The sequence below is a fragment of the Yersinia sp. 2541 StPb PI genome (genome assembly GCF_052217145.1).
In the GTDB taxonomy this organism is placed as follows: domain Bacteria; phylum Pseudomonadota; class Gammaproteobacteria; order Enterobacterales; family Enterobacteriaceae; genus Yersinia; species Yersinia enterocolitica_E.
Genome location: NZ_JAZGQB010000001.1, coordinates 2474681 through 2501586, shown reverse-complemented (window position 1 = coordinate 2501586; position 26906 = coordinate 2474681). Strand labels below are relative to the sequence as shown.

Genomic DNA, 26906 nt, shown 5'->3' with positions numbered 1-26906 from the left:
TTATGGATACGAATAGTATTGTTTTAGATACTGCTACAGTTGCTTTAGTTGCTGCTGCGGGAGCATTATTTGGTGTAATGATAACTGCTTTTGTTAATTTATGGATAAGTAGAATTAATAGAAATAAATCTTACAATGACTGGCGTAGAGAAAAGGTATGGGAACTAATTACCAAATTGAATGTAGAGTTAAGAACTGCTTTTAATTTGTCTATTAATAACAAAAATAGAGGTCTTGATCGTTCTGGTATGTATGTTAATTACATTAATTGCTATGATTTAGTCAATGAGATTAGTTCTTTAATAGAACCTAATCTTTCTGAAAACTTAAGAGAGGCTTTTAAACTAAAAGTAGAGTTAGACGCTTCTATTGTATATGATGATAAAGGTTTGAGTAATAAGAATATTGATTTTGTAGATAAAGAACTTGAGGTTTTTTTGAATACCGGATTAAGTGATTTTAGCAATGTAGTTTTCAAGGTTTTCTCAAATTTAAAGTAGTCAGTGATAATATAAAAAGAAGATAATATAATGAATAAGAAAGTATTGATTGCATTCGCTGCTTTATTTGTAGTTGCCTTAATTGGTCAGTTTATGTTTTCTATCTATAGTAATTTAATAGATAAAAGTAGTTACACTGATTGGATATCTGCTTTTTGTAATGTTGTTATGGCAGGAGCTACAGTAGGGGCTGTTCTTATTGCTCGTAACTACTTAGCACAGTTTACGGCACAGGAAGGTTACAAGATAGCTATTGAGTTAGTTAACGAGGTATTACCTGAAGTAAAAGAACTTAATGAAATAGGGTTGATATGTTCTAATAGTAAGAAAATATTATATGAGATAATTCGTGACATCGACTTCGGGCATGTTGGATACATTAAGGATAGGCATGAATATTTACATTCTAAAGCTAATAATATACTTACTCTTAAAAGTGAAATAGAAGAATATTTATTCAAAGTGGGCACTTATGGATTAGAGCCTTCTGATGAACGATATGAAGACCTGATGAATATAATAGATTGTCTTGATGAATTGAGTAGTAATGTGGGCAAATTGGGGAGTATGTTATTCCATGTTGAAAGAAATCTTAAAAATATAGCAACGCTTAGTTCAAAATTAAATAATGAAAATATTTCTACAATGGATGGGGTTATATCAGAAATTAGAGAGGATACAGAATTAAGACAAGCTCTAGACAATACCTTTAATATAGTTAGTGACTTAAATGAAAGTTATGAGAATTTTATAAAAGGAAATCATCATATCACTAATTTATTTGTAATAAAATAAATTACTCTGTTTGTGTATGCTCACAATACTTAACTCTAATGAGTATGAAATGAAAATCAAAGATATTGTAAAACAGATTTCTGTATATGCTACTTCTCCATTTGTGGCTTTTAGTATAGGTGCCGTAGTAGTGATGCTTCTGGATGTTTACGTTACAAAGGGTATTGATAGTTCTTTCGTGTCGGCTTGTATGGATGTAGTAATGGCTGGGGCAGCAGTAGGGGCTGTTCTTATTGCTCGTAACTACCTAGCACAATTTACGGCACAGGAAGGGTACAAAATAGCTATTGAGTTAGTTAATGATGTTTTCCCTCAACATGAAGGATTGAAAGCTGTAGTCCCACTATGCAATACGGCATTAACTATAATCAATAAAGTTATTGAACAAGAAAGCGTATCTGGAAAAGAAATGTTTACTTTAAAAAGTATTTTAATTGAGTGCAGTAGTATATCAGAAGATGCAAATTCAGTTTATAAAGAAGCAAGTAAACTTCTATTCAGAACTAAAACCTATGGGTTGTATCCATCAAATGAACGAGAATATTACTTTTATAATTTCATAAATACTATTGGTTTGGCTTGCTCACAGTTGAAATATTTTGCTAAGGAGTTAGATACAGTTAAAGATAGCATTGAAGTGTTTGATAGGTTTAAAAATCAGAGTAAAGTTATCATAATAGATGGTATAAGTTATGATGACGATGCTCTCGCATTAGATAAGATTAAGGGTAACTCGCTTAGTTATCTATTAGATAGTCTCAATGCGACAGTTAAACAGATGTCCAGTAGTCATGATAATTTCATTGGGAAAGACAATACTATTACTGAGTTGTTTAAAGTAAAAGGGTTACTATTTTGACACTACTAATTCAGTAGTTTAATTTGATTAAAAAAATAATAAAAAATTTGAAACACCTTCTAAATGAAAACGGGTTCGCAGTTTCCCCCGCATAGCCCGTAAATTATATTTTGATAACCACTATACTACTGAATAATTAAAGGTAAAGTCCTATTTAAACTTTAATTATGAAATATTTTCATCACCGTAAAAATATATTTTCCACGGAGTAGGGTAGGGCGGTGCATATCCTGTGAATATCTTGGCTATTTAACATAATGAACCTTGTACGCACCGATTTAATATATTACTAAGTTAGTGGTTTCTGGGGCGGTAGGGCTATTTTGATGCAAGGATTTAGTAGTTTATTGTAATATTATAACGTAATGAAATTCTGATTCCAAAACTAAAATCAAAATAAAACGGATGTTCCGTTTTTTCACATCATCTATGGCCTTAAACTACTGAAATGTATATTCAATTTATTACTAAATGGTAGCTTTAAAGTAGTTTAACTTGCATCTACCCTTTGTGAATAGGTTATCATCGATAGTATCAATTGGTGGGTGTTGAAAGCTAAGTTAAACTCTGAAATTATGTATTAGTTCTGAGGGTGTTCAATGAATTGGATAAAAAAACATAGTATTGAGTTTCAGAGAGATAAACTTCTAATCTCAATTTCAAAGGTTAACTGGAATTATAATAAGAATTTAATAAGGTTAATGCTAGAGGATATATCTAAAGAAGCAAATGCTAATGGTATTGAGGTGTTTGTATATGACTATGAAGAAGATCCTACCGGTTTTGGATTTGATGGACTGAACCTACAAATTCATAATAAGTGGACTGGGAACATGATCCGAAAAAATGGGAACGATGGAGAGGAAATCTCTAATCATCATTATCAACGCGGTGCAGCACTGATGATAACCTATAGTGCAATTGGTCAGGTTAATGTCCTAATTGCTCCTGCAAAATCCGACGACTCATTAGCGAAACATAGAAGCCTTATTCTTTACTACACTCATGATGCAGCAACTATTACGAGAAAGAGGATTGAAAAATGGGTTAGCTACTTGTTTTATTATCACCGTTATACTGGTGTATTACATCGCAGAACGTGGAAAGACCGCCTGATGGTCAACTGGTTGAAAACAAGAATGTATTTTATTGAGTATCTTAATCCAAAAGAAAAATTCACAAGATACTCAGGTTTGTACATACCGACATTAGCATTAGTAGTATCTATCATTGCTCTTATTATTTCTCTATTAAGTATAAAAGGTAGTTGAGTATAGATAGTTCAGCAAACACGGTGTGGTAGTTAGGTATATTAGTGATAAAAATTTAAAGACTTTAACTAAGAGAGTATTCTTAGTTAAAGCCTTTTTTTGTTTATAGTTAGTAAATACATCTATAACAACAATAAGAGGGTGCTTTAATGAATCAAAGAATAGAATTTAGTTTAAATTATAAAATGGATATAAGTGTTATCAAGAGTATTCATGCAGTATATCAAGTCATGTTTAAGTTGGAACAAGATAAGATAGATGGGACAACTTTCTACTGCGGGGTTTGTATCGGTGATCGTCACTACATCGTAAACTACAGCAGCGTAGACAAGAATGATTGCGGTGCTGATCGTCTCTTCCAATTCGCTACGGTGCATCCCTTTAACGACTTAGATTTGGCTGAGATGATAAGGTTGGTTGAGTTGAATATGCCAGTATTGTAAGTATGTTGAGGTTAGTTAGTGGGTAATTATTGTTCTTTAGTCTAATCAAAGGTTTGTATATTAGTGTTTACTATGCTTATAGTTTGTACCCAAATTGCTAGAAACGATAGAGGCTAGATTGATAATATTTTTTTATCGTCAATACGTTATCTCATCAAAAATTCATAATAATATGTATTTTGACGCTTTAGCTGCGTGATTTCATTGTGTCCCTGTATGCAAAGTTTGCAAGGGTGGTTTTACGCAGGGTATGGGCAACAGGTATATTGAAGTAAAAGATTGTCGCTAAATTAAGTACAGAGTGCAGCCCAAGGGGAGCAGATGTTCGGCTATCATTCAGCAACACCTAAAATACGCCTGACGACGGACCGCATGTCATTGCGGTTGGTTCATGAACGTGATGCCTACCGCATGGCTGAGTATTATGCTGAAAATCAGGTATTTCTCAAACCATGGGAACCCGTGCGCGATCAAAGTCATTGCATGCCTTCCGGTTGGCAGGCGCGGCTGGGTATGATCATGGAGCTACAAAAGCAGGGGAGCGCCTACTACTTTATTCTGCTGGACCCCGAAGAGAAAGAAGTGCGCGGAGTGGCGAACTTTAGCAATGTATTGCGAGGTTCGTTCCATGCCTGTTTTCTGGGCTATTCACTCGGTGAGCGCTGGCAGGGGCAAGGTTTAATGTTTGAAGCGTTGCAGCCGCTGATTCGCTATATGCAGCGGCAGGAACGGATGCACCGTATCATGGCTAATTATATGCCGCACAATCATCGCAGTGGCAACTTACTGGCACGCCTTGGATTTGAGCGTGAAGGTTACGCCAAGGATTATTTACTGATTGATGGTCAGTGGCGCGACCATGTGCTGACTGCTTTGACTAATAAAGAATGGACGCCAACTCGCTGAGGTCAGGATGAAACACAGTTTAAATGCACAGGAAGCCAGAGTTATTGGCTGTTTGCTAGAAAAACAAGTGACAACACCGGAGCAATATCCGATGTCGCTCAATGGCGTGACCGTCGCCTGTAACCAGAAAACCAACCGTGAACCGGTGATGGAGTTATCCGATTCGGAAGTCCAGCAGACACTGGATTTCTTGCTGAAAAAACACCTTATTCGCACCCAGAGCGGTAACCGAGTAATGAAGTACGAGCACCGTTTTTGCAACTCGGAATTTGGCAACCTAAAGTTCTCACCTGCTGAGTTGGCGGTGATTACCACGCTATTATTGCGTGGTGCACAAACACCAGGAGAGCTGCGTACTCGCACTAACCGGATGTATGAGTTTGCCGATGTTACTGAAACAGAAGAGGTATTGAACCAACTGGCAATCCGCGAAGATGGGCCATTTGTGGTGCGTTTAGCCCGTGAACCGGGTAAACGTGAAAGCCGCTTTATGCATCTTTTTAGTGGTGAGGTGGCCCCGGCCTTGGCAATAGCAGAGAGTGCTGAAGGAGAAAGCAGCGCCCTTGAGGAGAGAGTTGCCCAACTTGAACGGCAAGTGGTCGCACTGACACGTCGGTTGGATGAAGTATTGATTCAGTTGGATGATTAATAAGGATCCTATGAAAAAGCTACGTATTGGTATTGTCGGTTTGGGCGGTATTGCACAAAAGGCCTATTTACCTATTTTGACTCAAGCACGGGACTGGCAACTGGTTGGTGCGTTCTCCCCCAATCAAATCAAAGCACAACCTGTGTGTGACAGCTATCGGATGCGCTATTTTTCTCGATTAGATACGTTAGCTGCTGAATGCGATGCTATTTTTGTTCACAGCAGTACTGCCAGCCATTTTAAGGTGGTCAGTGAACTGTTGCAGGCAGGGATTCATGTTTATGTCGATAAGCCGCTGGCCGAAACACTCGAGCAATCCGAACAATTGATAGCACTGGCCGCGAAACGGCACTTGGCACTGATGGTCGGGTTTAACCGACGTTTTGCTCCGCTATACCAACAACTGAAACAACAAGTCATTCACCCGGCATCGCTGCGGATGGAGAAACATCGCCAGAACAGTGTGGGGCCGAATGATCTGCGCTTTACCTTGCTTGATGATTATCTGCATGTGGTGGATACCGCTCTGTGGCTTGGTGGCGAAGCGGCAAAGCTGCTGAGTGGAACGCTTCAGACAAATGCGTTGGGACAGATGCTGTATGCAGAACACCATTTTCAAGCGGGCAATGGTCTGATAACTACCAGTATGCACCGCCACGCAGGGACCCAGCGGGAAAGCGTGCAAGCCGTCAGTACGGCTGCCTGTTATCAGGTTAGTAATATGAGCCACTGGCAGCAGGAGTCGGATGGGCAGGTGATAAGTTTGCCGGTAGCCAGTTGGCAAACCACCTTAGACCTGCGAGGCTTTACTGGGGCAGTGCAGCATTTTATTGATGCAGTAAGCAACCAAACGGCACCACAAGTTTCGGGTGATGAAGCTATTTATGCGCAGCGAATGATAGAGCAAATTTTACAGCAGGATACTGTTCAATAAGTCGATAATGCAAAGCAAAATGGCGCAAAAAGCGGGCTAAGTCAGTAATTTGTTACACCTTGCGATGGATATTCATCGCCGGATACGTAGACTGGCGGCTGTGTTCACACCGTTTCAGGGGCACCTTAATTTCGGTACCTCAACAATTGGGTAGAAGCGACGCCTGCTAATTGCAGGCGTTGATATTTACGGCGAATTAAAAACAGATCGGAAAACAGATCAGAACCCCATATCAGACAACCTATGAATTTACTGAAATCACTGGCAGCCGTCAGTTCCATGACCATGTTTTCCCGCGTATTAGGCTTTGCCCGTGATGCGATAGTGGCGCGGGTTTTTGGTGCCGGGATGGCAACGGATGCCTTCTTTGTGGCATTTAAATTGCCTAATCTATTGCGGCGAATATTCGCGGAAGGGGCATTCTCACAGGCTTTTGTCCCCATACTGGCCGAATATAAAAGTCAACAGGGCGAGGAGGCAACCCGCACTTTCATTGCTTACGTCTCTGGTCTGTTAACCCTGATACTGGCAGTAGTGACTGTTTTGGGGATGTTGGCCGCGCCTTGGGTGATTTTTATTACGGCTCCCGGCTTTACTGATACACCTGATAAGTTTGCGTTAACCTCCGCGCTGCTGCGAGTGACTTTCCCTTATATTCTGCTAATTTCGCTGGCCTCCTTAGTGGGGGCGATCCTTAATACCTGGAATCGTTTTTCTATTCCTGCTTTTGCGCCCACTTTCCTTAATATCAGCATGATAGGTTTTGCGCTGTTTGCCGCACCCTATTTCAATCCACCAGTCATGGCGCTGGCCTGGGCGGTGGTGGTTGGCGGGGTGCTGCAATTAGGCTATCAACTCCCTCATCTGAAGAAGATTGGCATGTTGGTGCTGCCACGGTTATCACTGCGAGATGCTGGCGTCTGGCGAGTTATGCGCCAAATGGGGCCGGCGATCCTTGGTGTGTCAGTCAGCCAAATCTCTTTGATTATTAATACCATTTTTGCTTCATTCTTGGTGTCAGGTTCCGTTTCCTGGATGTATTACGCTGACCGTTTGATGGAGTTTCCGTCGGGGGTGCTGGGCGTGGCGCTTGGCACGATTTTATTGCCCTCACTGGCAAAAAGTTTCTCCAGTGGCAATCATGATGAATATTCCCGACTAATGGATTGGGGACTAAGGTTATGTTTCCTATTGGCGTTGCCAAGTGCTGTTGCATTAGGGATTTTAGCTAAACCGTTGGTGGTGTCATTATTCCAATACGGTAAATTCAGTGCTTTTGATGCGGCAATGACGCAACGGGCGTTAGTGGCCTATTCCATTGGTTTAATGGGGCTGATTGTAGTGAAAGTGTTGGCACCCGGTTTTTACTCGCGTCAGAATATTAAAACGCCGGTGAAAATTGCCATTATCACACTGATATTGACCCAAGTAATGAACCTGATATTCATCGGGCCGCTCAAGCATGCTGGGTTATCACTCTCTATTGGGTTGGGGGCCTGCCTTAATGCCAGCTTGCTATATTGGCAGCTGCGTAAACAGAAAATATTCCAGCCACAACCGGGTTGGGCCGTATTTCTAACCAAGCTGGTTATCGGTGTTGTGGTGATGTCGGCCGTGTTACTGGGGCTGCTCTGGGTGATGCCTGCGTGGGATGTGGGGGGGATGGCCTATCGCTTGTTACGGTTGTCTGCTGTCGTTGCCGCAGGGGTGATTGCCTATTTTGCCGCGCTGGCATTACTCGGATTTAAAATTCGGGATTTTGCCCGCAGAACATCCTGAGTCAATCAATCCAAATATAATTATAGATTAAATAAATAATCTAACCAAAGCCCCGATATTTCTCGGGGCTTTTTTTATCTTTTAACGACGCTGTTTTATTGGTTTACATAATAAAAATTTTATTTCTATTAAATAAATGCATCTAAATCGACTAATTATATTACTAATCATTAAAAAGCATCTCATTAGCTTATCATGTACTTTATTGGGCTTGGGTATTATGTATTTTGAATGGGTGTTGATATACACATCAATTTAAATAAATTCGTTCATATTGACCTTTCACAGTATGTGATTCAATTCGTCTTTATGTTTATGAAATATTTAAAATGTACACTCAAGGTATTTGATAAATGCTTATTATACGGCTATCTATTTTAATCGCTTTTTTCATTTGTAATATTGCCCAGGCAGATAAGACTGACTTGATCGAAAATGATAAAAGAAAACAGTGCCTGGCAATGTCAGGAATTTTTGTTCAAGGGAATACACTTATTTCATTAAAGGATATAGAACGACTCATTAATATCGAAAATGACTGTATTACAAATAATGACATTAACACTCTGGCTAAAGACATTACCAAAGAGTATATAAAAAAAGGCTATATTGCTGCTCGAGTCAGATTTATACCCATAAATGCACAGGGACAGCTTGGGCTGCGTGTGACTGAAGGTATTGTTGAAAGAATTGCCGGTGGGGATAAACGAACAGATCACAAAATGCTATTTCCTGGCGTGGTGGGTAAACCACTCCAGGTAGCACAGCTTGATCAAGCCATCGATCAGGCCAACAAATTGCAATCTAACCAAGTTACCCTGGATATATTACCGGGCAGTAATGAAAATGGCTCAATTATTCTGATAAAAAACAAACCGTCTACGTCATGGCACTTATCAGGTTCAGTCGATAATTATGGTTATAAAAATATTGACGAGTGGAAGAAAAAAATATCTTTTACCCTGGATAGCCCACTCGGACTGTCAGATGTGATCAGCATTAGCCTGAATAGAACATTAGACAGCCAAAGAGTGCGTTATAAAAATGAAACTACACTATTTTATTCAATTCCTTATGGTGCTTTTACATTTAGTGCTTTTATCAACCAAATGCAGTATAGGCGCTATGAAACACTGACTTACAATAGGGTTAAACTTCATGGGGATGTAAGAGACATTAATTTTCGCTCTGAATATACATTTGATCGCAGTAAAAACAAGATAAACACACTCAGTGTGCAGTTAAAAAACAAGAGAATAAATACCCGTTTTAATGATAAGAAAATCGAGGTAAGTAGTTACCAATTGACTACGCTGCAACTTGGTTTAAATCAATTATTCATTATGCCCACAAGTGCAATTAATATTAATTCTTATATAGAAAGAGGTGTGCCATGGTTCGCTAATGATAAAGTTCGTGGTCATAAAAAGGTGTTTAAAATAGATAATAGATTCACAAAAGGAGGTGTCAATTTTAATTTAAATTACGGCTTTCTGGTCCTTAATTCACGGTATCAACTAAACAGTATTTTATCCGGACAATATAGTCATGGTCAATTGCCTGGCTCGGAGGAATTCAACATAACAGAACGTAATGCTATTCGCGGATTTAGCCGGGGAGCGAGTAAAGGGCAATTAGGTTGGTATACAAAAAATACACTTTCACGACATGTATCGAGGGCCAATTTAACCTTTATACCTCGCGTGGGTATAGATGTTGGGCGGGTATTGCAACGTGATAATAAACAAGGCTGGCAAAGCAACGCCGGTTTGAGTGCCGGAGTCACGCTTTACTACAAGAAGGTAAATCTTGATGTCGAGGTAAGTCGTGGTTGGCTGTTATCAGATAGTTCCGGCCGTAAAGAACCTGTCCAGATATTAGGTCGGCTAAGCTACGCATTTTAATATTAATACAATATTGATTAAAAAATTAATAAGGGTAATAACTCATGAGAAAAAAAGAATTTAAACTTTCACCAGCAGGAAAATTAACCGTTCTATTGGCGATGATGCTAACGCCAATATCTGTTATTCACGCAGCGGAGTCGAGTCTGGCAGCGACAGCAGGGGCGCATGGCCCTGATATCCATGTTGCTACCAATGGGGTGCCAGTGATTAATATCGCCCCACCTTCGGCATCGGGAATGTCTCACAATCAGTATGAGGCGTTCAATGTAGGCCGTGAAGGAGCGGTATTTAATAACTCCTTGGAAAGTGTTAATTCAAATGCGGGGCAACTCGGTGCCAACCCCAATCTGCAAGGCAACGCAGCCAGTTTGATTCTAAATGAAGTGGTTGGTCGTAATGCCTCGCTGTTATTGGGGCGGCAGCAAGTTGTTGGTATGGCCGCTGACTACGTTCTGGCAAATCCGAATGGTATTAGCTGTGATGGGTGTAGCTTTGATCCTAATTTCAATCAGGTAACCCTGGTGGTGGGTCAGTCGGTGGTAAATAACGGGGCATTACAGCAATTTGATACTGCAAACAACACACAAAGAATGACAATAAAGAACACCGCTGCCACCGATCTGGCTAATGTATTGACGTTAATTACCCCGACTATCGATGCTGACAGTGCTATTCGGGCGGCTAAGGATGTTAATGTTATTGTTGGGCAAAACAGGGTTTCTAGCCAAAATGAAGTACTCCAGTCTGATGCTACTGAAGCCCACGAGACTATGATTGACGGATATTTCCTTGGCAGCATTGCGGCAAATCGTATTCAACTCATCGATACCCGTAAAGAGAGTGGTTTGACATTGGTGGGGGATATCACTGCCCAAGAGGAACTAAATATCAATGCAGCGGGCACCATCTGGCTACAAAGCGATGTTGTAAAGGGAGAATCTATTGATCTACAAGCCAAGAATATAATCATGGCTAAAGACCCTGTATCCACAAAAGGATCGAATAAAACAGACGAACTTATTTTTGTGGACAGCAGTAATATTAACATTACCGCAAGCGAAAATAACCAATTAACCGGTGTTACATTTAGGGCACATGATGTATTAGTCAAAGGCTCTACCGTAATCATTGAGGGTTTGGCGCGTGAAAAGAAAACCATTATAGATTCAGATAAACAGGGTGATGGCATTGGTGATAAAATTACCGAATATACTCAAAGTGTGAAGAAATTCGACGAGAGTTTAATACTCGGTATCGATAGTTTAAATATTGAGGCTACTGATGGAGATTTGGTTATAAAAGGCACGAATCTAAAAAGTGGCGGTGACACAAAATTGGATGCAAGTCGTGATTTGCTTCTCAGCGGGCATATTGGCAAGGAAACGACTGATAAATTAGTTGTAATGAACGATCTGGGGGGGGATCTAAAAAATGGCAATACAAGAGAATTAATTACATTTGAGACGTTAGGTAAAACAAATATATATGCTAATGGAAATGCTGAGTTGAAGGCTGGGCGGAACATCAATATTGCTGGCGTGAAAGTTAATGTAGATGGCTATCTTAAATTAAATAGTGGTAATAATATTAGCGTAAATCCACAAAAAATTGAAAATTCCAAAGTGAGTTATACGGGCTTTACTCAATGGGACGCGTTAGGAGGCAGTGAAAGAGATTCAGATAAAAAATATACTTATATCAATGAGCCGTCAGAGTTATCTAGCAGCAAGGTTTATATCAACGCCAATGAAAATATTTCTATTATTGCTAGTAAAGTTAATGCGTTAAATGATACATCGATTAAAGCGTCAGGCGATCTGATTTTGGCAGGGGTACTTAATAAAACAAGCGAACGCTCTAGCAAAGAAACAGGTGTTGCATTTAATATTATCATAGATTCTAACAACAAGAAGAACAGCAATGAGCGTTTTATTGATACTGAGATAACATCAGGGAACGGCGTTGCTTTAGATTCAAATAATGTCTTTATTGATGGTGCATTGGTTAATACTCGCGGTAAATTAGACATCGATGCCAAGGGTAACTTCGTTGTCACGGCAGCTCGCCAACAACAACAAAGTGATGAACAAGACAGTCGTCTTAGTTGGGAATGGTTCGCTAAGAAACAGAAAGATAAGCAATACCGGGCAGGGTTTGAAATTAAACATGTTAATAACAAAGAAAAAAACAGTAAAACAAAGAGTCATTTTGCCACATTAATGGGAAAGACAATCAATATTAATGCGGATAAAGACATTAGGTTTTACGGTACTGCGATAAAAACAAATCAGGGGGACTTGGCGTTATCGGCTAAAGAAGGGGTCCAATTCCTGGCTGCAATTGATTCCAATATGACGGATAAAGAGCGTACCATTTACTCCGGTGGTGCACATTATGATGGCGGAATAGATAAATTTGGTAGTGGTGTTGAAGGTAAATATAGTAATAATAAGAGCCATGAGCTAACTAATACCAGTATTGGCGCAAAGACTGATATCAATGGAAATATGACGATTACTGCTGGAGAGGATATCACTCATCAGGGCGCTCAGCATCAGGTTAGTGGGAAATATTATGAAAGAGCGAAAAATATCTATCATATGGCCAGCAATGATAAAACTATCAGTAACAGCACTGAAAAAGAAATTAAAGCAGGGCTAGGTTTTAATATTAATTACAATAAATATACCCGGCAAATAGAAAAAGTCATAAAGGACCCTGCGAATGTACTTCATCATTTAGGCGGTACAGGGAGTATCAAAGGAATTTCAGATCCTAACGTTGGTGTGGATATCTATGCCAGTGGTGGTAAGACGACTAAATCAGGTCTCAGCTCATTGGCTTCAGTAACAGAAATAGCCGCCGCAGATATTACTTTGCTTGCCAGAGAAAATATCATTGATGATGGCACACAGTATCACGCCAAGGGTATTAATAAGCAAGGCGGACTGTTTAGTTTGGATGCAGGCCATCATTTCAGTCATGCAGCAATAAACTCCAGTCAAAATAATATTGAAAATGAGAAGGGGGAAGGCGCGATTCGGGTCTCAACCACGACAGGTAAAGACATAAAAGTAGCATTATCAGCCGCAGGCGAGACGTCTGAAAAAGATAGCGCGAGCAGCGTGTTGTTACCCTCATCTATTAAGGCGGGTAGTAATGTGCTGATTAACACAATTGGCAATGCCTATTATCAAGCGACGGAAATCTCTTCTGAGCAAGGGGGGATTCATATTAAATCTGGTGGGGATATACATTTTGATCAGGTCATTGATAACCGCAGTAATAACGCCACAGGAACTCATGGGAAAGGTAAATTAGCCGTAGGCGGTGGTGTGGGGTCTAAAGAGTTGCGCCTTGAATTGGGAGGAGGTTACCAAAAGAGTCATGGACATGAGTCAAATGCTAAAGTAGGTCAAATAAAGGCACGGCATGATGTCACTTTAGATGCGAGTAACATTACTCTCATTGGGACTAAAATAGGTAATGAAAAAGCCAAGGTTGGCAATGTTCAGATGATGGCAGGTCAAAAATTAATATTAGGAGCCTCGCTGTCAGACAGCGCTAATAATGGTCTTAAAGCCGGTGGGAATATCAGAGTCGGAGGTAAGGTCGCCGCTTCTGAGACTGATAGCAGCAAAATGGGTTTCATTGGCGGTGATGGCAATGCAGATAAAGTCAATGAATCCAAAGTGGTCCGTAAAGGAATGAATATATACAGTGCCGGGGTGGTTTCATTGCAGGCGCACAGTGATGATAATCAGGCGATTTATACTCAAGGGCTACAGGTTGATGCAAAAAAAATGGATATCAATACCAATCAAGGGGGCATATTGATGGAGTCTGCGCTAACTGTGTTGCCAAAAGATAATTGGAACTTTGATATTAATGCCGACTTGGTGCTAACCGGTAAGTTTAATAAAGACAGCAATGGTCTTGTTGATAAAAATAGTAGCAGTAAAAGTCATTATACTGGTGCAGGAATAAAAGTGGCTGTCGATAAGCAAGATGTCGTTGAGCACCAAAACACCCATATAAAGACGGGCACTTTCACACTCAAAAGTCATAAAGATACCCGCATGTTGGGTGCTGATGTCTCGGCAGATATCGCACTCGTTGATGTCGGTGGTGATCTCAATATAGAAAGCCGGAAAGATAAACAAGATATCACGGAGGTATTGGTCAATTTTGCCCTGAGTCATACAAATGATAAAAATAGCAGTGTGATCAGTAATCTATCGAAAATTGGCACCAAGCGCTTTGAGGGGGAAATTAAGAATGTGTTAACCAAGGGTATTAATAAAATGGGTACCGCATACAATAAAAAATTTCCGGCCAAAGATACCATGGGAGGTGTTAGTTTTAGCAAAGATAAGCAAACTGTAGCATTGCCGCCACTATCAAACAAAACTCACTCACGAAACCTCGCAGATAAGACGGCCCGTTTTCTTGGCGATAAATTTAAAACAGGATTAACCGGCCCTGCTGGATTCGCAGGCCATGCTAATTTAGATGTCAATATAGTTAAAAATGATGCCGTCGATCATCTGTCAGGTATTTTTGCGCAAAAAATCGCTGATATTAAGGTGTTAGGAAAAACGACATTGATCGCCGCTCAAATAAATAACGCGGAGAGTAAAGTTATTGCTAATATCAAAGAACTGCACGTGGGGAATATAAGTAATAGCTATCATCAGGGTGGTGGTGGTTTTAATCTTGCATCTACTATACTGGGTGTCGCCCGTGGCACCCTCGCTGATGCAGATTCAGGGAAAAAGTTACTGATACGCGCACCCTATAATACTAACAAGAATAACAATATTCAGGGCGGAATTTTTAATTATTCAAGCGGAGAGTTTATTATGCCTGACGTCCCTGAGAGTAATTAGCGGTCGGTGATTTAATCTGCTGGCTCGTATTATAACAAAGGCACCTAAAGGTGCCTTTTCACTGATATACCCGCCGCCCTGTATTTTGCCGGGCGACGAGAATCGAGAATATAGATGTAGCTACCAATTACATCCGTTCTACCGTCTGAATACCTAAAGTATCCAGACCTTGCTTCAGTGTTTTTGCTGTCAGCATCGCCAGTTTTAGGCGGCTTTGGCGGATCTCTTCACTTTCTGCATTCAGGATCTGGCAGTGTTCGTAGAAGCTGGAGAACAAGCCTGCTAAATCATACAGGTATGAACACATCACATGTGGTGTGCCTTCACGGGCCACCGTGGTGATGACCTCTTCAAACTGCAACAGGCGGGTAGCCAGTGCTGCTTCACGGTCTTCAGTGATAACCAATGGCAATGTCAGGTTGCTTTCATCAATACCGGCACGCTTAAATACTGAAACCACGCGGGTATAAGCATATTGCATATAAGGCGCCGTGTTACCGTCCAGTGCCAGCATGTTATCCCAGTCGAAGATATAGTCAGTGGTGCGGCTCTTAGACAAGTCGGCATATTTCACCGCACCAATACCAACGGCGTCCACCACCTGCTTCAGTTCATCTGCGGGCATATCAGGATTTTTCTCGGCAATCAATTTGCCGGCACGCTCGATAGCTTCATCCAATAAATCGGCAAGCTTCACTGTACCGCCGGAGCGCGTCTTAAACGGTTTACCGTCTTTACCCAGCATCATGCCAAACATATGGTGCTCAAGGGGTACTGACTCAGGAACATAACCGGCTTTACGAACGATAGTCCAGGCCTGCATCAGATGCTGGTGCTGACGGGTATCGATGTAATACAGCACGCGGTCTGCGCCCAAGGTTTCATAGCGATATTTGGCACAAGCGATATCTGTGGTGGTGTAGAGGTAACCGCCATCCTTTTTCTGAATGATGACGCCCATTGGCTCACCATCTTTATTTTTATACTCATCCAGATACACCACGGTTGCGCCTTCGCTTTCCACCGCCAGCCCTTTGGCTTTCAGATCAGCAACAATACCCGGCAACATGGCGTTATACAGGCTTTCACCCATTACATCATCTTTGGTCAGTGTGACATTTAACCGATCGTAGGCAATCTGGTTTTGCGCCATGGTGATATCCACCAACTTGCGCCACATCTGACGGCAATACTCGTCACCGCCTTGCAGTTTCACTACATAAGCGCGGGCGCGTTGGGCAAACGCTTCATCTTCGTCATAGGTTTTCTTGGCTTGCTGATAGAAAAGCTCCAGATCCGATAAGCCCATATCACTGGCATTTTCGTTCTGCATCTTTTCCAAATAGGCAATCAACATGCCGAACTGGGTTCCCCAGTCACCCACGTGGTTAGCGCGAATAACATTGTGGCCCAGAAACTCTAAAGTGCGCACCGCTGCATCGCCGATGATGGTTGAACGCAGGTGGCCGACATGCATCTGTTTAGCCACGTTGGGTGCCGAGTAGTCAACCACGATAGTTTGCGGTTCTACCGGTGCAACACCGAGTTTCGGTGCCGTCAGCGCATGTTCTACTTTTTCTGCAACCCATTGGCGGTCCAGAAAAATATTGATAAAACCGGGGCCGGCAATCTCAACTTTGCTGGCAATGCCTGAAAGATCAAGCAGCTCGATGACTTTTTCTGCCAGTTGCCTTGGTTGCATGCCAAGTTTTTTGGCAACGGCCATTACACCATTAGCTTGATAATCGCCAAATTGAGCTTTAGCAGATTGGCGAACCTGAGCTTCGCTATCTGCTGGAGCACCTGCTGCAATCAGCGCCTGGCTGACTTTATCTGAGAGAAGAGCCTGAATATTCACCGGGTTACCTTAATTACGCACAAAAGACAGATTAATGACGCACAAGAAAATCTCTGTGCCAGTTAATTCAAACAAGGCCAAAGCCTTTCACCACAAAAATGATGGGCGGCAGAGCCGTCTGGCAGAGGGTTAGTCACAAGATGGCAGGATTTATACCATATTTGACCCTCGGCGTCAGCATCAGGCCAGTGGTTGTCGCTAATCTCATGGCTAAATAGATTAACCGGTTATTTTATTAGCAATGGCGAATGCGAAAGAACAAAACGGTTAGATTAAATATGGCTGATTAGCGGTAATAACGGTAGATTATGGCCGCGTTACTGCCCGCAATAACAATTCAAAAGGAGAGCCGGATGCGTAGCCTGAAAGATATTGCCGAATTACAGGACTTATTTACTGACTTACCATGCTTTGAGCAAAAACTGGCTCGCTTCGCCACGCGATTGAATTTGGATTTAATGCAATTTAGCGCTGATCATATTTCGTTACGTTGCCACCAAGTCGAAACCGCGCAACGTTGGCGCAGTGGGTTAGCGCAGTGCGGTGATTTGATGTCCGAGACACTGATTAATGGTCGGGTGATTTACCTGTTCGACTTAGCTCAACCTCTGGTGGTCGGGCCATGGCTGATCGATTGCGTGGAATTACCCTATCCGGGGAAAACGCATTACCCCCATCAGGGATGGGAGCATATCGAGCTAGTCTTGCCAGGGGACCCACATACCTTGAGGTCACGTGCTCGTGCTTTATTGCCAGCCACATTACCGGAGGGTATCAGCGAGAAATTCAGTTCTCCACAAGGGGAACATGAGCGCTTAGCCAACCCGACACTGGCGGTGAGTGATGGTGAGATAACCATTAAGTTCCATCCCTATACTTTGCGGCAAATTATAGCCAGTGAGCGCAATATTTAACGTTAATGGGTTATTTATTTTGATAGCGACTTTCACTTATGGTTATCACTGTGACTGACATCTACTCATAGATTTAAAATGAGTGCCATAGTAAACGCTTAAGTATGTTTTATTAGTTTCTGTTTTTACTTGAGAGCGATCTTCGCTATTTATTCAACAGGTAAATTATTTAGTTCTTATTTATATGCCCGTAAGTAAGCGGGTATAAATACTGTCGCAGTGGCGTTCGTCAAACGGGAGAGAGAATGACTATATTGGAAATTTGTTGCTATAGCGTTGATTGCGCGCAGATAGCAGAAAAGGCAGGAGCCGACCGGATTGAATTGTGCTGCGGTCAGTCCGAAGGGGGCTTAACACCCAGCGTTGGTACATTAATGCAAGCCAATGAAACTGTTACTATTCCGGTGCATCCTATCGTAAGGCCTCGAGGTGGCGATTTTTGTTATAGCAATAATGATTTTGCAATCATCAAAAATGATATCGCGCGAATCCGTGATATGGGATTTGCGGGCGTAGTGGTTGGTGTACTGGATACCGACGGCCACATTGATATGCCACGGATGCGGGAGATAATGTCCATCAGTGGCCCATTGGCGGTCACTTTCCACCGGGCATTTGATATGTGCCAGAACCCAATGATTGCCTTACAGCAATTAACTGACCTGAATGTGGCGCGGATTTTAACCTCGGGCCAGCAGCCAAATGCTGAGCTGGGGTTGGCGTTATTAAAAGATTTGCTTGCTGCAACTCAGGATAAAGGGCCGGTTATCATGGCGGGCGCTGGGGTTCGTTTGACGAATATGCAAAAGTTTATTGATGCCGGTATCCGTGAGCTGCACAGCTCTGCCGGGCGGGCGGTCCCATCGACGATGAAATATCGCAAAGCGGGCGTCACTATGTGTGCTGACAGTGATGTTGATGAGTTTGCCCATTATTGTGTTGATGGTGATGTCGTTGAGGCAATGAAGAGTTTATTAGTGATGGGCCGCCCTCTTTCACAAAGTGCCTAGCTCTTTCAAGCGTGCTGCCAACCGTTGTACACTGCCCCGGCCAATTACGCCGGGGCTGCCTTATTATGGCTTACGCGCGATTAATACCGCTCGGAGGGGAGCAGGGTAGCCTTCTACCGTTTTACTCGGGTCATGTGGGTCAAGAAACTCGGCTAACGATTCGCTGGTCATCCAGTCAGTACGGCGTTGTTCATCGGTGGTGGTCAGCGCCATATCAGCGATCCTGACATCGACAAACCCACACTTTTCCAACCAGGCTTTCAATGCCGGTGCCGATGGAATGAAATATACGTTGCGCATCTGAGCGTAACGGTCACCCGGGACTAACACCTGTTGGCTATCGCCTGCAACGACTAAGGTTTCAAGTACCAGTTCACCGTCGCTGACCAACTGATTTTTGAGCTGATAAAGGTGGTCCAAAGGTGAGCGACGATGATACAGCACCCCCATCGAGAATACGGTATCAAAGGCTGCAAGTTCCGGCAGCTGTTCGATACCCAGTGGCAACACATGCGCTCGCTGATCCCCCCCTAGCAGTTTACGAATAGCTTCAAATTGGCATAAAAACAGCTGCATTGGGTCGATACCGACGGCCAGATGGGCACCTTCGCCAATCATGCGCCACAAATGATATCCACTACCACAACCGACATCCAAAATGCTACGGCCAGCCAGTGGGCTAATATGCGGTAACACCCGTTGCCATTTCCAGTCAGAACGCCATTCAGTATCAATATCCAGCCCATATAGCGAGAATGGGCCTTTGCGCCACGGCATCAGCGCACGCAACATATTCTCCATCCCTTCCCGCTGACCGGCAGAGATCGGGGGGGACATTTCGGCCCGTACACCGTCACGCAAATCCAAGGTGGTCGGTGTAAGTAACGGCAAATGCTCTACCGCATTAAACCAGGTTTTAAACTTGCCGTGTAACGACTCACGCTGCCAGGCACTGAGCTGAGCGGGCAGGGTATCTAACCATGGGCTTAACGGGCCTTTGGCAATCAGCCGGTAAAAATCGCCAAATTCAATCATTGCGCCTCTCCTGCTTTCAGGGCGATCAGAGAACCAAAGTTAAAGCATTGAAACCAGACTTCTGCGTGTTCAAAACCCGCCTGATGCAAGCGTTGTTTATGGGTTTCAACCGAGTCGGTTAACATGACGTTCTCCAGCATGCTGCGTTTCTGACTGATTTCCAGTTCGCTATAGCCATTAGCGCGCTTAAAATCGAGGTGCATATTGAACAGTAATTCGCCAATATCGTTATCTTCAAAATTGAATTTTTCGGATAACACCAGAGCACCTCCCGGGCGTAACCCTTGGTACACTTGGTTAAGTAGCCGCTGGCGATCTGCCGGTTCAAGGAATTGTAGGGTGAAGTTAAGCACCACCATGGAGGCATTTTCCAGCCGAATATCTAGAATATCGGACTCGACAACCTCCACCGGCGTTTCCGCCCGAAAAGCATCAAGATGGCGGCGACAACGTTCGACCATTGCCGGCGAGTTATCCACGGCAATAATTTTGCAACCTTCAGCCTTAATATTACGGCGCATTGACAGGGTGGCCGCACCCAGCGAGCAGCCGAGATCATAAATCTGGCTGTGAGGCTGCACAAAACGTTCCGCCAACATGCCTATCATCGAAATAATATTGGAATAACCAGGGACCGATCGCTGGATCATATCGGGGAACACTTCAGCAACTTTTTCGTCGAAGGTCCAGTCACCTAACTTGGCAATAGGGGCAGCAAATAGGCTGTCACGCAGTGGCTCGATAGCCCCAGCCGGATGGCGTTGTGCGTCGTTTTGAGATTGAGTGTCGCGATTTGGCATGACTGTCATTGGCATTAACAAGAAATTTAAGGCGCATATTATAACAGAAAACCAAACGCAATAGCGTGATAATGCGTGAGAAGAGGGCTGATAGACACAGATGAGCGTGAAGGCGGTAGTCAGCCGCCCAAACTAATAGAACTCCGGCGATGGGGACCTCGCAACGGAACAAGCGATATGCCTATCAGGTCAGACTGAAAATCTGATCCCAAGGCAAGTAGTAAATATTAGCTATAACCATTAATACCAAAGAAACATAGGTGGCACTCATCCCGGAGCGACGCCAGCGAATTTCGCGATGGCGTAAACCATAATAATGTAGCAGGCGGCCAACTATCAGCATTAATCCACAGATATGGATCATCCACGTTTCAGCACCGTTCATCTCCATCATAATGAGCAAAATGACAGCAATAGGGATATATTCTACGGCGTTCCCATGTACCCGGATAGCGGTTTGTAATTCATAAAAACCGCCGTCGCCATAAGCTACCCGGTACTGGTTTCTCAATTTAACCACATCAAATGAAAGCTTTATCAATAACAGTGCGCCCAACACGACATAAAGCGAGCTAACCATTTTCAACTCCATTGCCCAACCATAGACTGGCGGAATAATGATAACCGCCTGTTGGGTCACTGTCGCTAGAAAAATCGATGGATTGTCATTTCTTGAGGTTCAGTTTAGTGTTTGGAAAGATGAGCTTAAAACAACGTCACTTGTTCAGGCCAGTCAGGTGCGGTTGCTAGCGTCGGTATGCGTGCTGCCAACTGTTGCCATAGCTTTTGTGCTTGCTGCGGCGAGTCACTGTTATCTGGTGTGTGAATGAATAAATAAGGCTGATATTGCTGTTCCCACTGTGGCAGCCTTTGTAACCATGGCGAAAATAGAGCCAAATTATCATCTATTTGGTCGCCACCAATAAATCGCACCAAGGGGTGACTGCCAGTGACGACGGCATGAACAGGGAGGCGGGGTTTCTTGCTTTGTGCATCCCGTACGGCCGCAGTTGCCGGTTTGGCGGCATGAATAGCGCGGCTATCTAATATTACCCGATTGATTGACCGTTGGTGCAAACCTTGATTGAGCGCCAACTCAGCAGCACCTTTGGCAAAAAACTCAGGATGACGCACTTCGACCCCATAATTGAAGCCTGCGGGCAATTTATCGAGAAATTGCCACAAATGGTTCAACGCATTAGGCCCAAATGCTGCGGGCAACTGTAACCACAACTGGCCAATGCGTTCATGCAGTGGAGCCAAACAGTGATAAAAAGCCTGTAGATCTTGCTCACATTCGCGCAAAGCCGCCTGATGGCTAATCGTCGAGGGGAATTTAAAGCAAAAGCGGAAACTGTCCGGCGTCATATCACGCCAGCGCTGTACTATTTCCAGCCGTGGCAATGCATAAAACGTGGTATTCCCTTCAACACAATTAAAGTAGCGGCTATAGTCAGCTAAATCCTTGATACCCAGCCGGTTCCAGGTTGGATGTTGCCATTGCGGCAGTCCGATATACATATTTTACCCTTCTTACTTGGCGCTACAGCGTTGTTAGCTGCACTCATTCACCCGAATCACTGACTAATGTCAGCTCATCGGGATTAATGAGCCTCATACTGAGGCTCACCCTGCGGGCTAGCATAAATGCTGTTCAAATCGATTCCCGACCGATTTGTCATTCATTTGCTGCCTAGCTGTAACACCAATTAATTTGGGTAAACTTTTATCACTTGGCACTACAGCGTTGTTAGCTGCACTCATTCACCCGAATCACTGACTAATGTCAGCTCATCGGGATTAATGAGCCTCATACTGAGGCTCACCCTGCGGGCTAGCATAAATGCTGTTCAAATCGATTCCCGACCGATTTGTCATTCATTTGCTGCCTAGCTGTAACACCAATTAATTTGGGTAAACTTTTATCACTTGGCACTACAGCGTTGTTAGCTGCACTCATTCACCCGAATCACTGACTAATGTCAGCTCATCGGGATTAATGAGCCTCATACTGAGGCTCACCCTGCGGGCTAGCATAAATGCTGTTCAAATCGATTCCCGACCGATTTGTCATTCATTTGCTGCCTAGCTGTAACACCAATTAATTTGGGTAAACTTTTATCACTTGGCGCTACAGCGTTGTTAGCTGCGCTGACGTTATAGCGTTACGCGTTAAGGGCCGCAAGAATTTCGCTACTGCTGCGCACGCGGGATATCCGCGGGAAAATATGGGTAAATGCGAACTGCTGCATCTCGCTGCTCGCCGTACTGCAACCATCTTCGGCAATCACCAACTCATAACCGTGCTCCCAAGCGGCACGAGCTGTTGATTCCACACCGATATTGGTGGCAATCCCCGCCAATACGATGGTCTTTATGCCGCGTCGGCGTAATTGTAAATCCAAATCTGTGCCGTAAAATGCGCCCCACTGGTGTTTAGTAATTTTGATATCTTGATCAGCCACCGCGAGTTGTTCTGGGAACGTCCACCATGAGTCTGGCAACCCACCCTCGGGGGCAGGGCTTGGCTGATCTACGGGCTGTTTTAGTGCCTCGGCGAAGGAGTCAGACCAACCCACTCGCACTAAAACCACCGGAGCACCCAGCAGGCGAAACTGCTTTGCCAATTGTGCGTTGGTGGCGATGACCTGTTCAGCCGTATAGGGGCCTTTGGCAAAAGGTAAGATCCCTTGTTGTAGGTCAATCAGTACCAGTGCGGTGGTTTTTGCATCAAGTTTCATTCTGTTACGCCTCAATATCATTATGCGAAAGTCTGGATGAGCGGTTCCACCTGCTGACCCGTTGTTGCTAGCATATGTTATCGGGCGGTCCTTGTGAGGGGATAAATTTGTTAAATGATGTGTTAAAACATCGCTGAAAGGGATTTTGTCATGCCTGAGCTGTGCGTTCGCTCTTATCTATACCATGAAATTCCTTTATAATGGCCCCCATTTTTCAAGACTCTTTAATCCAAAACACCTAAGAAAACAGTCGCACGGACAGTGCATAACGCGTGTGGCATCGGCTGAGTAAAAGGATATTGTATGCGTACTGAGTATTGCGGGCAGTTGAATCTGTCCCATGTGGGCCAAAGCGTTACACTTTGTGGTTGGGTTAACCGTCGTCGTGACCTCGGTGGTCTGATTTTTATTGATATGCGTGATCGCGAAGGCATCGTTCAGGTATTTTTCGATCCAGACCATAAAGCCGCTTTTGAACAGGCTTCAGAGTTGCGTAATGAGTTCTGTATCCAGATTACCGGCACCGTGCGTGCGCGCCCAGATAGCCAAATCAATAAAGATATGTCGACGGGGGAAGTGGAAATCTTTGCCAATGCGCTGAATATCATCAACCGTTCTGAGCCGTTGCCACTGGACTCTAATCAGACCAACACTGAAGAACAGCGTCTGAAGTATCGCTATTTGGATTTGCGTCGCCCGGAAATGGCCGACCGCCTGAAAACCCGTGCAAAAATCACCAGCTTTGTCCGTCGCTTTATGGACAGCCATGGTTTCCTCGATATTGAAACCCCAATGCTGACCAAGGCAACGCCAGAAGGTGCGCGTGACTATCTGGTGCCAAGCCGGGTACACAAAGGCAAGTTCTATGCATTGCCACAATCACCACAACTGTTTAAACAGTTGCTGATGATGTCTGGCTTTGACCGTTATTATCAGATCGTAAAATGCTTCCGTGATGAAGATTTGCGTGCTGACCGCCAGCCTGAATTCACCCAAATCGATGTTGAAACCTCTTTCATGACCGCCGATCAAGTGCGCGAAGTGATGGAGAGACTGGTGCGTGAATTGTGGCAGGAAACCAACGGTGTCGAGCTGGGTGATTTCCCGGTGATGACTTTTGCTGAAGCTATGCGTCGTTTCGGTTCTGATAAACCAGACCTGCGTAACCCAATGGAATTGGTGGATGTTGCGGATCTGGTTAAAGAGGTTGAGTTTAAAGTCTTCTCTGGCCCGGCAAATGATGTCAAAGGTCGTGTCGCTGCACTGCGTGTTCCCGGTGGCGCACAGGTTACCCGTAAGCAAATTGATGAGTACGGCCAGTTTGTCAACATCTATGGCGCGAAAGGCTTGGCATGGTTGAAAGTCAATGACCGTGCAGCCGGCGTTGAGGGTGTACAAAGCCCCATTGCGAAATTCCTCACTGCAGAGGTGCTGGAAGCCATTCTGGCTCGCACTCAGGCTGAAAGCGGCGATATCCTGTTCTTTGGTGCCGATAGCAACAAAATCGTCACTGACGCGATGGGTGCATTGCGTCTGAAAGTAGGTCGTGATCTGGAACTGACCAAACTGGGAACATGGGCGCCGCTGTGGGTGGTTGACTTCCCGATGTTTGAAGATGATAGCGAAGGCGGCCTAACGGCGATGCATCATCCGTTTACTGCACCAAAAGAGATGAGCCCAGAGCAATTGGCTGCGGCACCGACTACGGCTATCGCCAATGCGTACGATATGGTGATTAACGGTTATGAAGTAGGTGGCGGTTCCGTGCGTATTCACCGTACCGAAATGCAGCAACAGGTGTTTGGTATTCTGGGTATCAATGAACACGAGCAGCGTGAGAAATTTGGCTTCCTGCTGGACGCATTGAAATATGGCACACCACCACACGCAGGTCTGGCTTTCGGTCTGGATCGTCTGGTGATGCTGCTGACCGGTACTGATAACATTCGTGATGTCATTGCTTTCCCGAAAACCACTGCTGCGGCTTGTCTGATGACCGATGCGCCAAGCTTTGCTAATCCTGCTTCTCTGCAAGAGCTGTCAATCAGCGTAGTGGCGAAGAAAGGGGCAACAGACGTAGCGGAAGAAGAGAAGAAGTAATGAATTATATATACCCAATAGATTTCAAGATGCAGGAAGGCGGCAAGCAAGAGAATCCCGGTGAGCTTACACCGGTAAGTGATTCGGATGACAAATCAGCAGGGAGCAGATTTGAACGCTGCTAGCAGCGGCCTCAATGAGGCGAGGCCCATGGACGGGCCGAGTAACGAGCGAAGCCAACACACTTGCAGTTTGAAAGATGACGGGTATAAGCGCCCAGAATCAATACTGGCGGTGATCTACGCCAGATCCAGTGGTCGGGTGTTGATGTTGCAACGGCGTGATGATCCTGATTTTTGGCAGTCGGTGACCGGCAGTCTGGAAGAGGGGGAAGCGCCGCGGCAAACCGCACAGCGCGAAGTAAAGGAAGAAGTCGGCATTGATATACTGGGTGAAAACCTTGATCTACTCGACTGCCTGCGTTGTGTGGAATTTGAACTCTTTGTGCATTTGCGCCGTCGCTATGCGCCGGGTGTTACGCGGAATAAAGAACATTGGTTCTGTCTGGCGTTACCCGAAGAGCGGGATGTGGTTATCACCGAACATCTTGCCTACCAGTGGTTAGATGCTGCAGATGCCGCAGCATTAACTAAATCCTGGAGTAATCAGCAAGCGATTGAAGAGTATGTTCTTTATTCAAGCTAGTATTTTTGGAGATACTTATTTATGGCAGGTCATAGTAAATGGGCCAACACAAAACACCGCAAAGCGGCACAGGATGCTAAGCGCGGTAAGATTTTCACTAAAATTATCCGTGAGCTGGTGACTGCGGCACGTCTGGGTGGTGGTGATCCCGGTGCAAACCCACGTTTACGTGCGGCCATCGATAAAGCGTTATCGAATAATATGACGCGTGACACCCTGAACCGCGCAATTGCCCGTGGTGTTGGTGGTGACGAAGATAACAATATGGAAACCATTATTTACGAAGGCTACGGACCTGGCGGCACTGCCGTGATGGTTGAATGTCTGAGTGATAACCGTAACCGTACCGTATCTGAAGTCCGCCATGCATTCACTAAGACCGGCGGTAATTTGGGAACCGATGGTTCTGTTTCCTATCTGTTTACCAAAAAAGGCGTCATCTCTTACGCACCAGGTCTGGCTGAAGATACCGTGATGGATGCGGCATTGGAAGCGGGTGCCGATGATATCGTGGTATATGATGACGGTGCTATTGACGTGTTCACTGCTTGGGAGTCATTAGGCGCGGTGAAAGATGCTTTGGATGCAGCGGGTCTGGTGGCTGAAGGTGCTGAAGTTGCGTTGATTCCATCAACCAAAGCGGATTTGGATGCAGAAACCGCACCAAAACTGCTGCGTTTGATCGATATGCTGGAAGATTCTGATGATGTGCAAGAGGTTTACCATAACGGTGAAATCTCTGATGAAGTGGCGGCAACATTGTAAAACAGCGTCATCTCATCCGGTTGTTCAATGAGTTATGTGATTCTCACTGGCCGCATTCTGTGGCCAGTGTTTTTAGAGGCACCCCCGGTATTGCACAGGTACGGTG

22 protein-coding genes are annotated in these 26906 nt (G+C 44.1%); 16 read left to right on the top strand and 6 right to left on the bottom strand.

From position 1 onward, the window contains the following. Positions 1–2 precede the first annotated feature (2 nt). The 11 genes from V1953_RS11110 (at position 3) to V1953_RS11060 (ending at position 14932) form a co-directional block, all read left to right on the top strand. Positions 3–500 carry a hypothetical protein gene (locus V1953_RS11110; RefSeq protein ID WP_442850897.1) on the top strand — a complete coding sequence of 166 codons (498 nt, stop codon included), beginning with the start codon at positions 3–5 and terminating at the stop codon, positions 498–500. Positions 501–530: 30 nt separating this feature from the next. Then, positions 531–1295 (top strand): hypothetical protein, encoded by a 765-nt coding sequence (locus V1953_RS11105; RefSeq protein ID WP_442850896.1) that lies wholly within the window; start codon positions 531–533, stop codon positions 1293–1295. 49 nt (positions 1296–1344) lie between these two features. After that, positions 1345–2154, top strand: coding sequence for a hypothetical protein (locus tag V1953_RS11100; protein ID WP_442850895.1), 810 nt, complete (start codon positions 1345–1347; stop codon positions 2152–2154). Positions 2155–2753: 599 nt separating this feature from the next. Further along, positions 2754–3425: a hypothetical protein gene (locus V1953_RS11095; protein WP_442850894.1), complete on the top strand. Its 672-nt coding sequence runs from the start codon at positions 2754–2756 to the stop codon at positions 3423–3425. A 230-nt stretch (positions 3426–3655) separates the two neighbouring features. Beyond that, positions 3656–3868, top strand: a complete 213-nt coding sequence (locus V1953_RS11090; protein WP_442850893.1) for a hypothetical protein — start codon at positions 3656–3658, stop codon at positions 3866–3868. Positions 3869–4189: 321 nt separating this feature from the next. Then, positions 4190–4774 carry a ribosomal protein S5-alanine N-acetyltransferase gene (rimJ, locus tag V1953_RS11085; RefSeq protein ID WP_372569124.1) on the top strand — a complete coding sequence of 195 codons (585 nt, stop codon included), beginning with the start codon at positions 4190–4192 and terminating at the stop codon, positions 4772–4774. A gap of 7 nt (positions 4775–4781) precedes the next feature. Continuing rightward, entirely contained in the window at positions 4782–5423 is a 642-nt protein-coding gene (locus tag V1953_RS11080; protein ID WP_083159014.1) for a YceH family protein, read from the top strand. Continuing rightward, positions 5416–6357: a Gfo/Idh/MocA family protein gene (locus V1953_RS11075; protein ID WP_227746535.1), complete on the top strand. Its 942-nt coding sequence runs from the start codon at positions 5416–5418 to the stop codon at positions 6355–6357. Before V1953_RS11080 ends, V1953_RS11075 begins: the two co-directional genes overlap by 8 nt. Before the next feature lie 243 nt (positions 6358–6600). Continuing rightward, on the top strand, positions 6601–8136 hold the full coding sequence (murJ, locus tag V1953_RS11070; protein WP_005185199.1) for a murein biosynthesis integral membrane protein MurJ: 1536 nt from the start codon (positions 6601–6603) through the stop codon (positions 8134–8136). Between the two features lie 353 nt (positions 8137–8489). Next, positions 8490–10040 carry a ShlB/FhaC/HecB family hemolysin secretion/activation protein gene (locus V1953_RS11065; RefSeq protein WP_442850892.1) on the top strand — a complete coding sequence of 517 codons (1551 nt, stop codon included), beginning with the start codon at positions 8490–8492 and terminating at the stop codon, positions 10038–10040. A 44-nt stretch (positions 10041–10084) separates the two neighbouring features. Then, positions 10085–14932: a hemagglutinin repeat-containing protein gene (locus tag V1953_RS11060; RefSeq protein WP_442850891.1), complete on the top strand. Its 4848-nt coding sequence runs from the start codon at positions 10085–10087 to the stop codon at positions 14930–14932. Between the two features lie 127 nt (positions 14933–15059). On the opposite strand, the gene argS is transcribed toward V1953_RS11060, so the two are convergent. After that, positions 15060–16790: an arginine--tRNA ligase gene (gene argS / locus V1953_RS11055; RefSeq protein WP_083159009.1), complete on the bottom strand. Its 1731-nt coding sequence runs from the start codon at positions 16788–16790 to the stop codon at positions 15060–15062. 353 nt (positions 16791–17143) lie between these two features. Here argS and V1953_RS11050 point away from each other — a divergent pair, with 353 nt between their 5' ends. Next, entirely contained in the window at positions 17144–17704 is a 561-nt protein-coding gene (locus tag V1953_RS11050; protein ID WP_083159008.1) for a VOC family protein, read from the top strand. Between the two features lie 245 nt (positions 17705–17949). Next, the gene (gene cutC / locus V1953_RS11045) at positions 17950–18714 is read left to right on the top strand and encodes a copper homeostasis protein CutC (protein WP_083159007.1); all 765 of its coding nucleotides are present in this window, start codon (positions 17950–17952) and stop codon (positions 18712–18714) included. A 63-nt stretch (positions 18715–18777) separates the two neighbouring features. Here the strand turns inward: cutC and cmoB are convergent, their stop codons facing one another. The 5 genes from cmoB to V1953_RS11020 form a co-directional block, all read right to left on the bottom strand. After that, entirely contained in the window at positions 18778–19749 is a 972-nt protein-coding gene (gene cmoB / locus V1953_RS11040) for a tRNA 5-methoxyuridine(34)/uridine 5-oxyacetic acid(34) synthase CmoB (RefSeq protein ID WP_420073092.1), read from the bottom strand. Further along, positions 19746–20549, bottom strand: coding sequence for a carboxy-S-adenosyl-L-methionine synthase CmoA (gene cmoA / locus V1953_RS11035; protein ID WP_102970419.1), 804 nt, complete (start codon positions 20547–20549; stop codon positions 19746–19748). The genes cmoB and cmoA overlap by 4 nt, the downstream gene beginning before the upstream one ends. A 184-nt stretch (positions 20550–20733) precedes the next feature. Next, positions 20734–21129 carry an MAPEG family protein gene (locus V1953_RS11030; protein WP_083163679.1) on the bottom strand — a complete coding sequence of 132 codons (396 nt, stop codon included), beginning with the start codon at positions 21127–21129 and terminating at the stop codon, positions 20734–20736. A gap of 125 nt (positions 21130–21254) precedes the next feature. Further along, positions 21255–22070 carry a DUF72 domain-containing protein gene (locus tag V1953_RS11025; protein WP_083159006.1) on the bottom strand — a complete coding sequence of 272 codons (816 nt, stop codon included), beginning with the start codon at positions 22068–22070 and terminating at the stop codon, positions 21255–21257. Positions 22071–22714: 644 nt separating this feature from the next. Further along, complete coding sequence (locus V1953_RS11020; RefSeq protein WP_372558917.1) at positions 22715–23290, bottom strand: hydrolase; 576 nt, start codon at positions 23288–23290, stop codon at positions 22715–22717. A gap of 303 nt (positions 23291–23593) precedes the next feature. Here V1953_RS11020 and aspS point away from each other — a divergent pair, with 303 nt between their 5' ends. From aspS to V1953_RS11005, 3 genes are all read left to right on the top strand, one after another. Beyond that, the gene (gene aspS / locus V1953_RS11015; RefSeq protein WP_442847866.1) at positions 23594–25390 is read left to right on the top strand and encodes an aspartate--tRNA ligase; all 1797 of its coding nucleotides are present in this window, start codon (positions 23594–23596) and stop codon (positions 25388–25390) included. 150 nt (positions 25391–25540) lie between these two features. Continuing rightward, positions 25541–26035, top strand: coding sequence for a dihydroneopterin triphosphate diphosphatase (gene nudB / locus V1953_RS11010; RefSeq protein WP_442850890.1), 495 nt, complete (start codon positions 25541–25543; stop codon positions 26033–26035). A gap of 21 nt (positions 26036–26056) precedes the next feature. Next, complete coding sequence (locus tag V1953_RS11005) at positions 26057–26800, top strand: YebC/PmpR family DNA-binding transcriptional regulator (RefSeq protein ID WP_083159003.1); 744 nt, start codon at positions 26057–26059, stop codon at positions 26798–26800. Positions 26801–26906 lie beyond the last annotated feature (106 nt).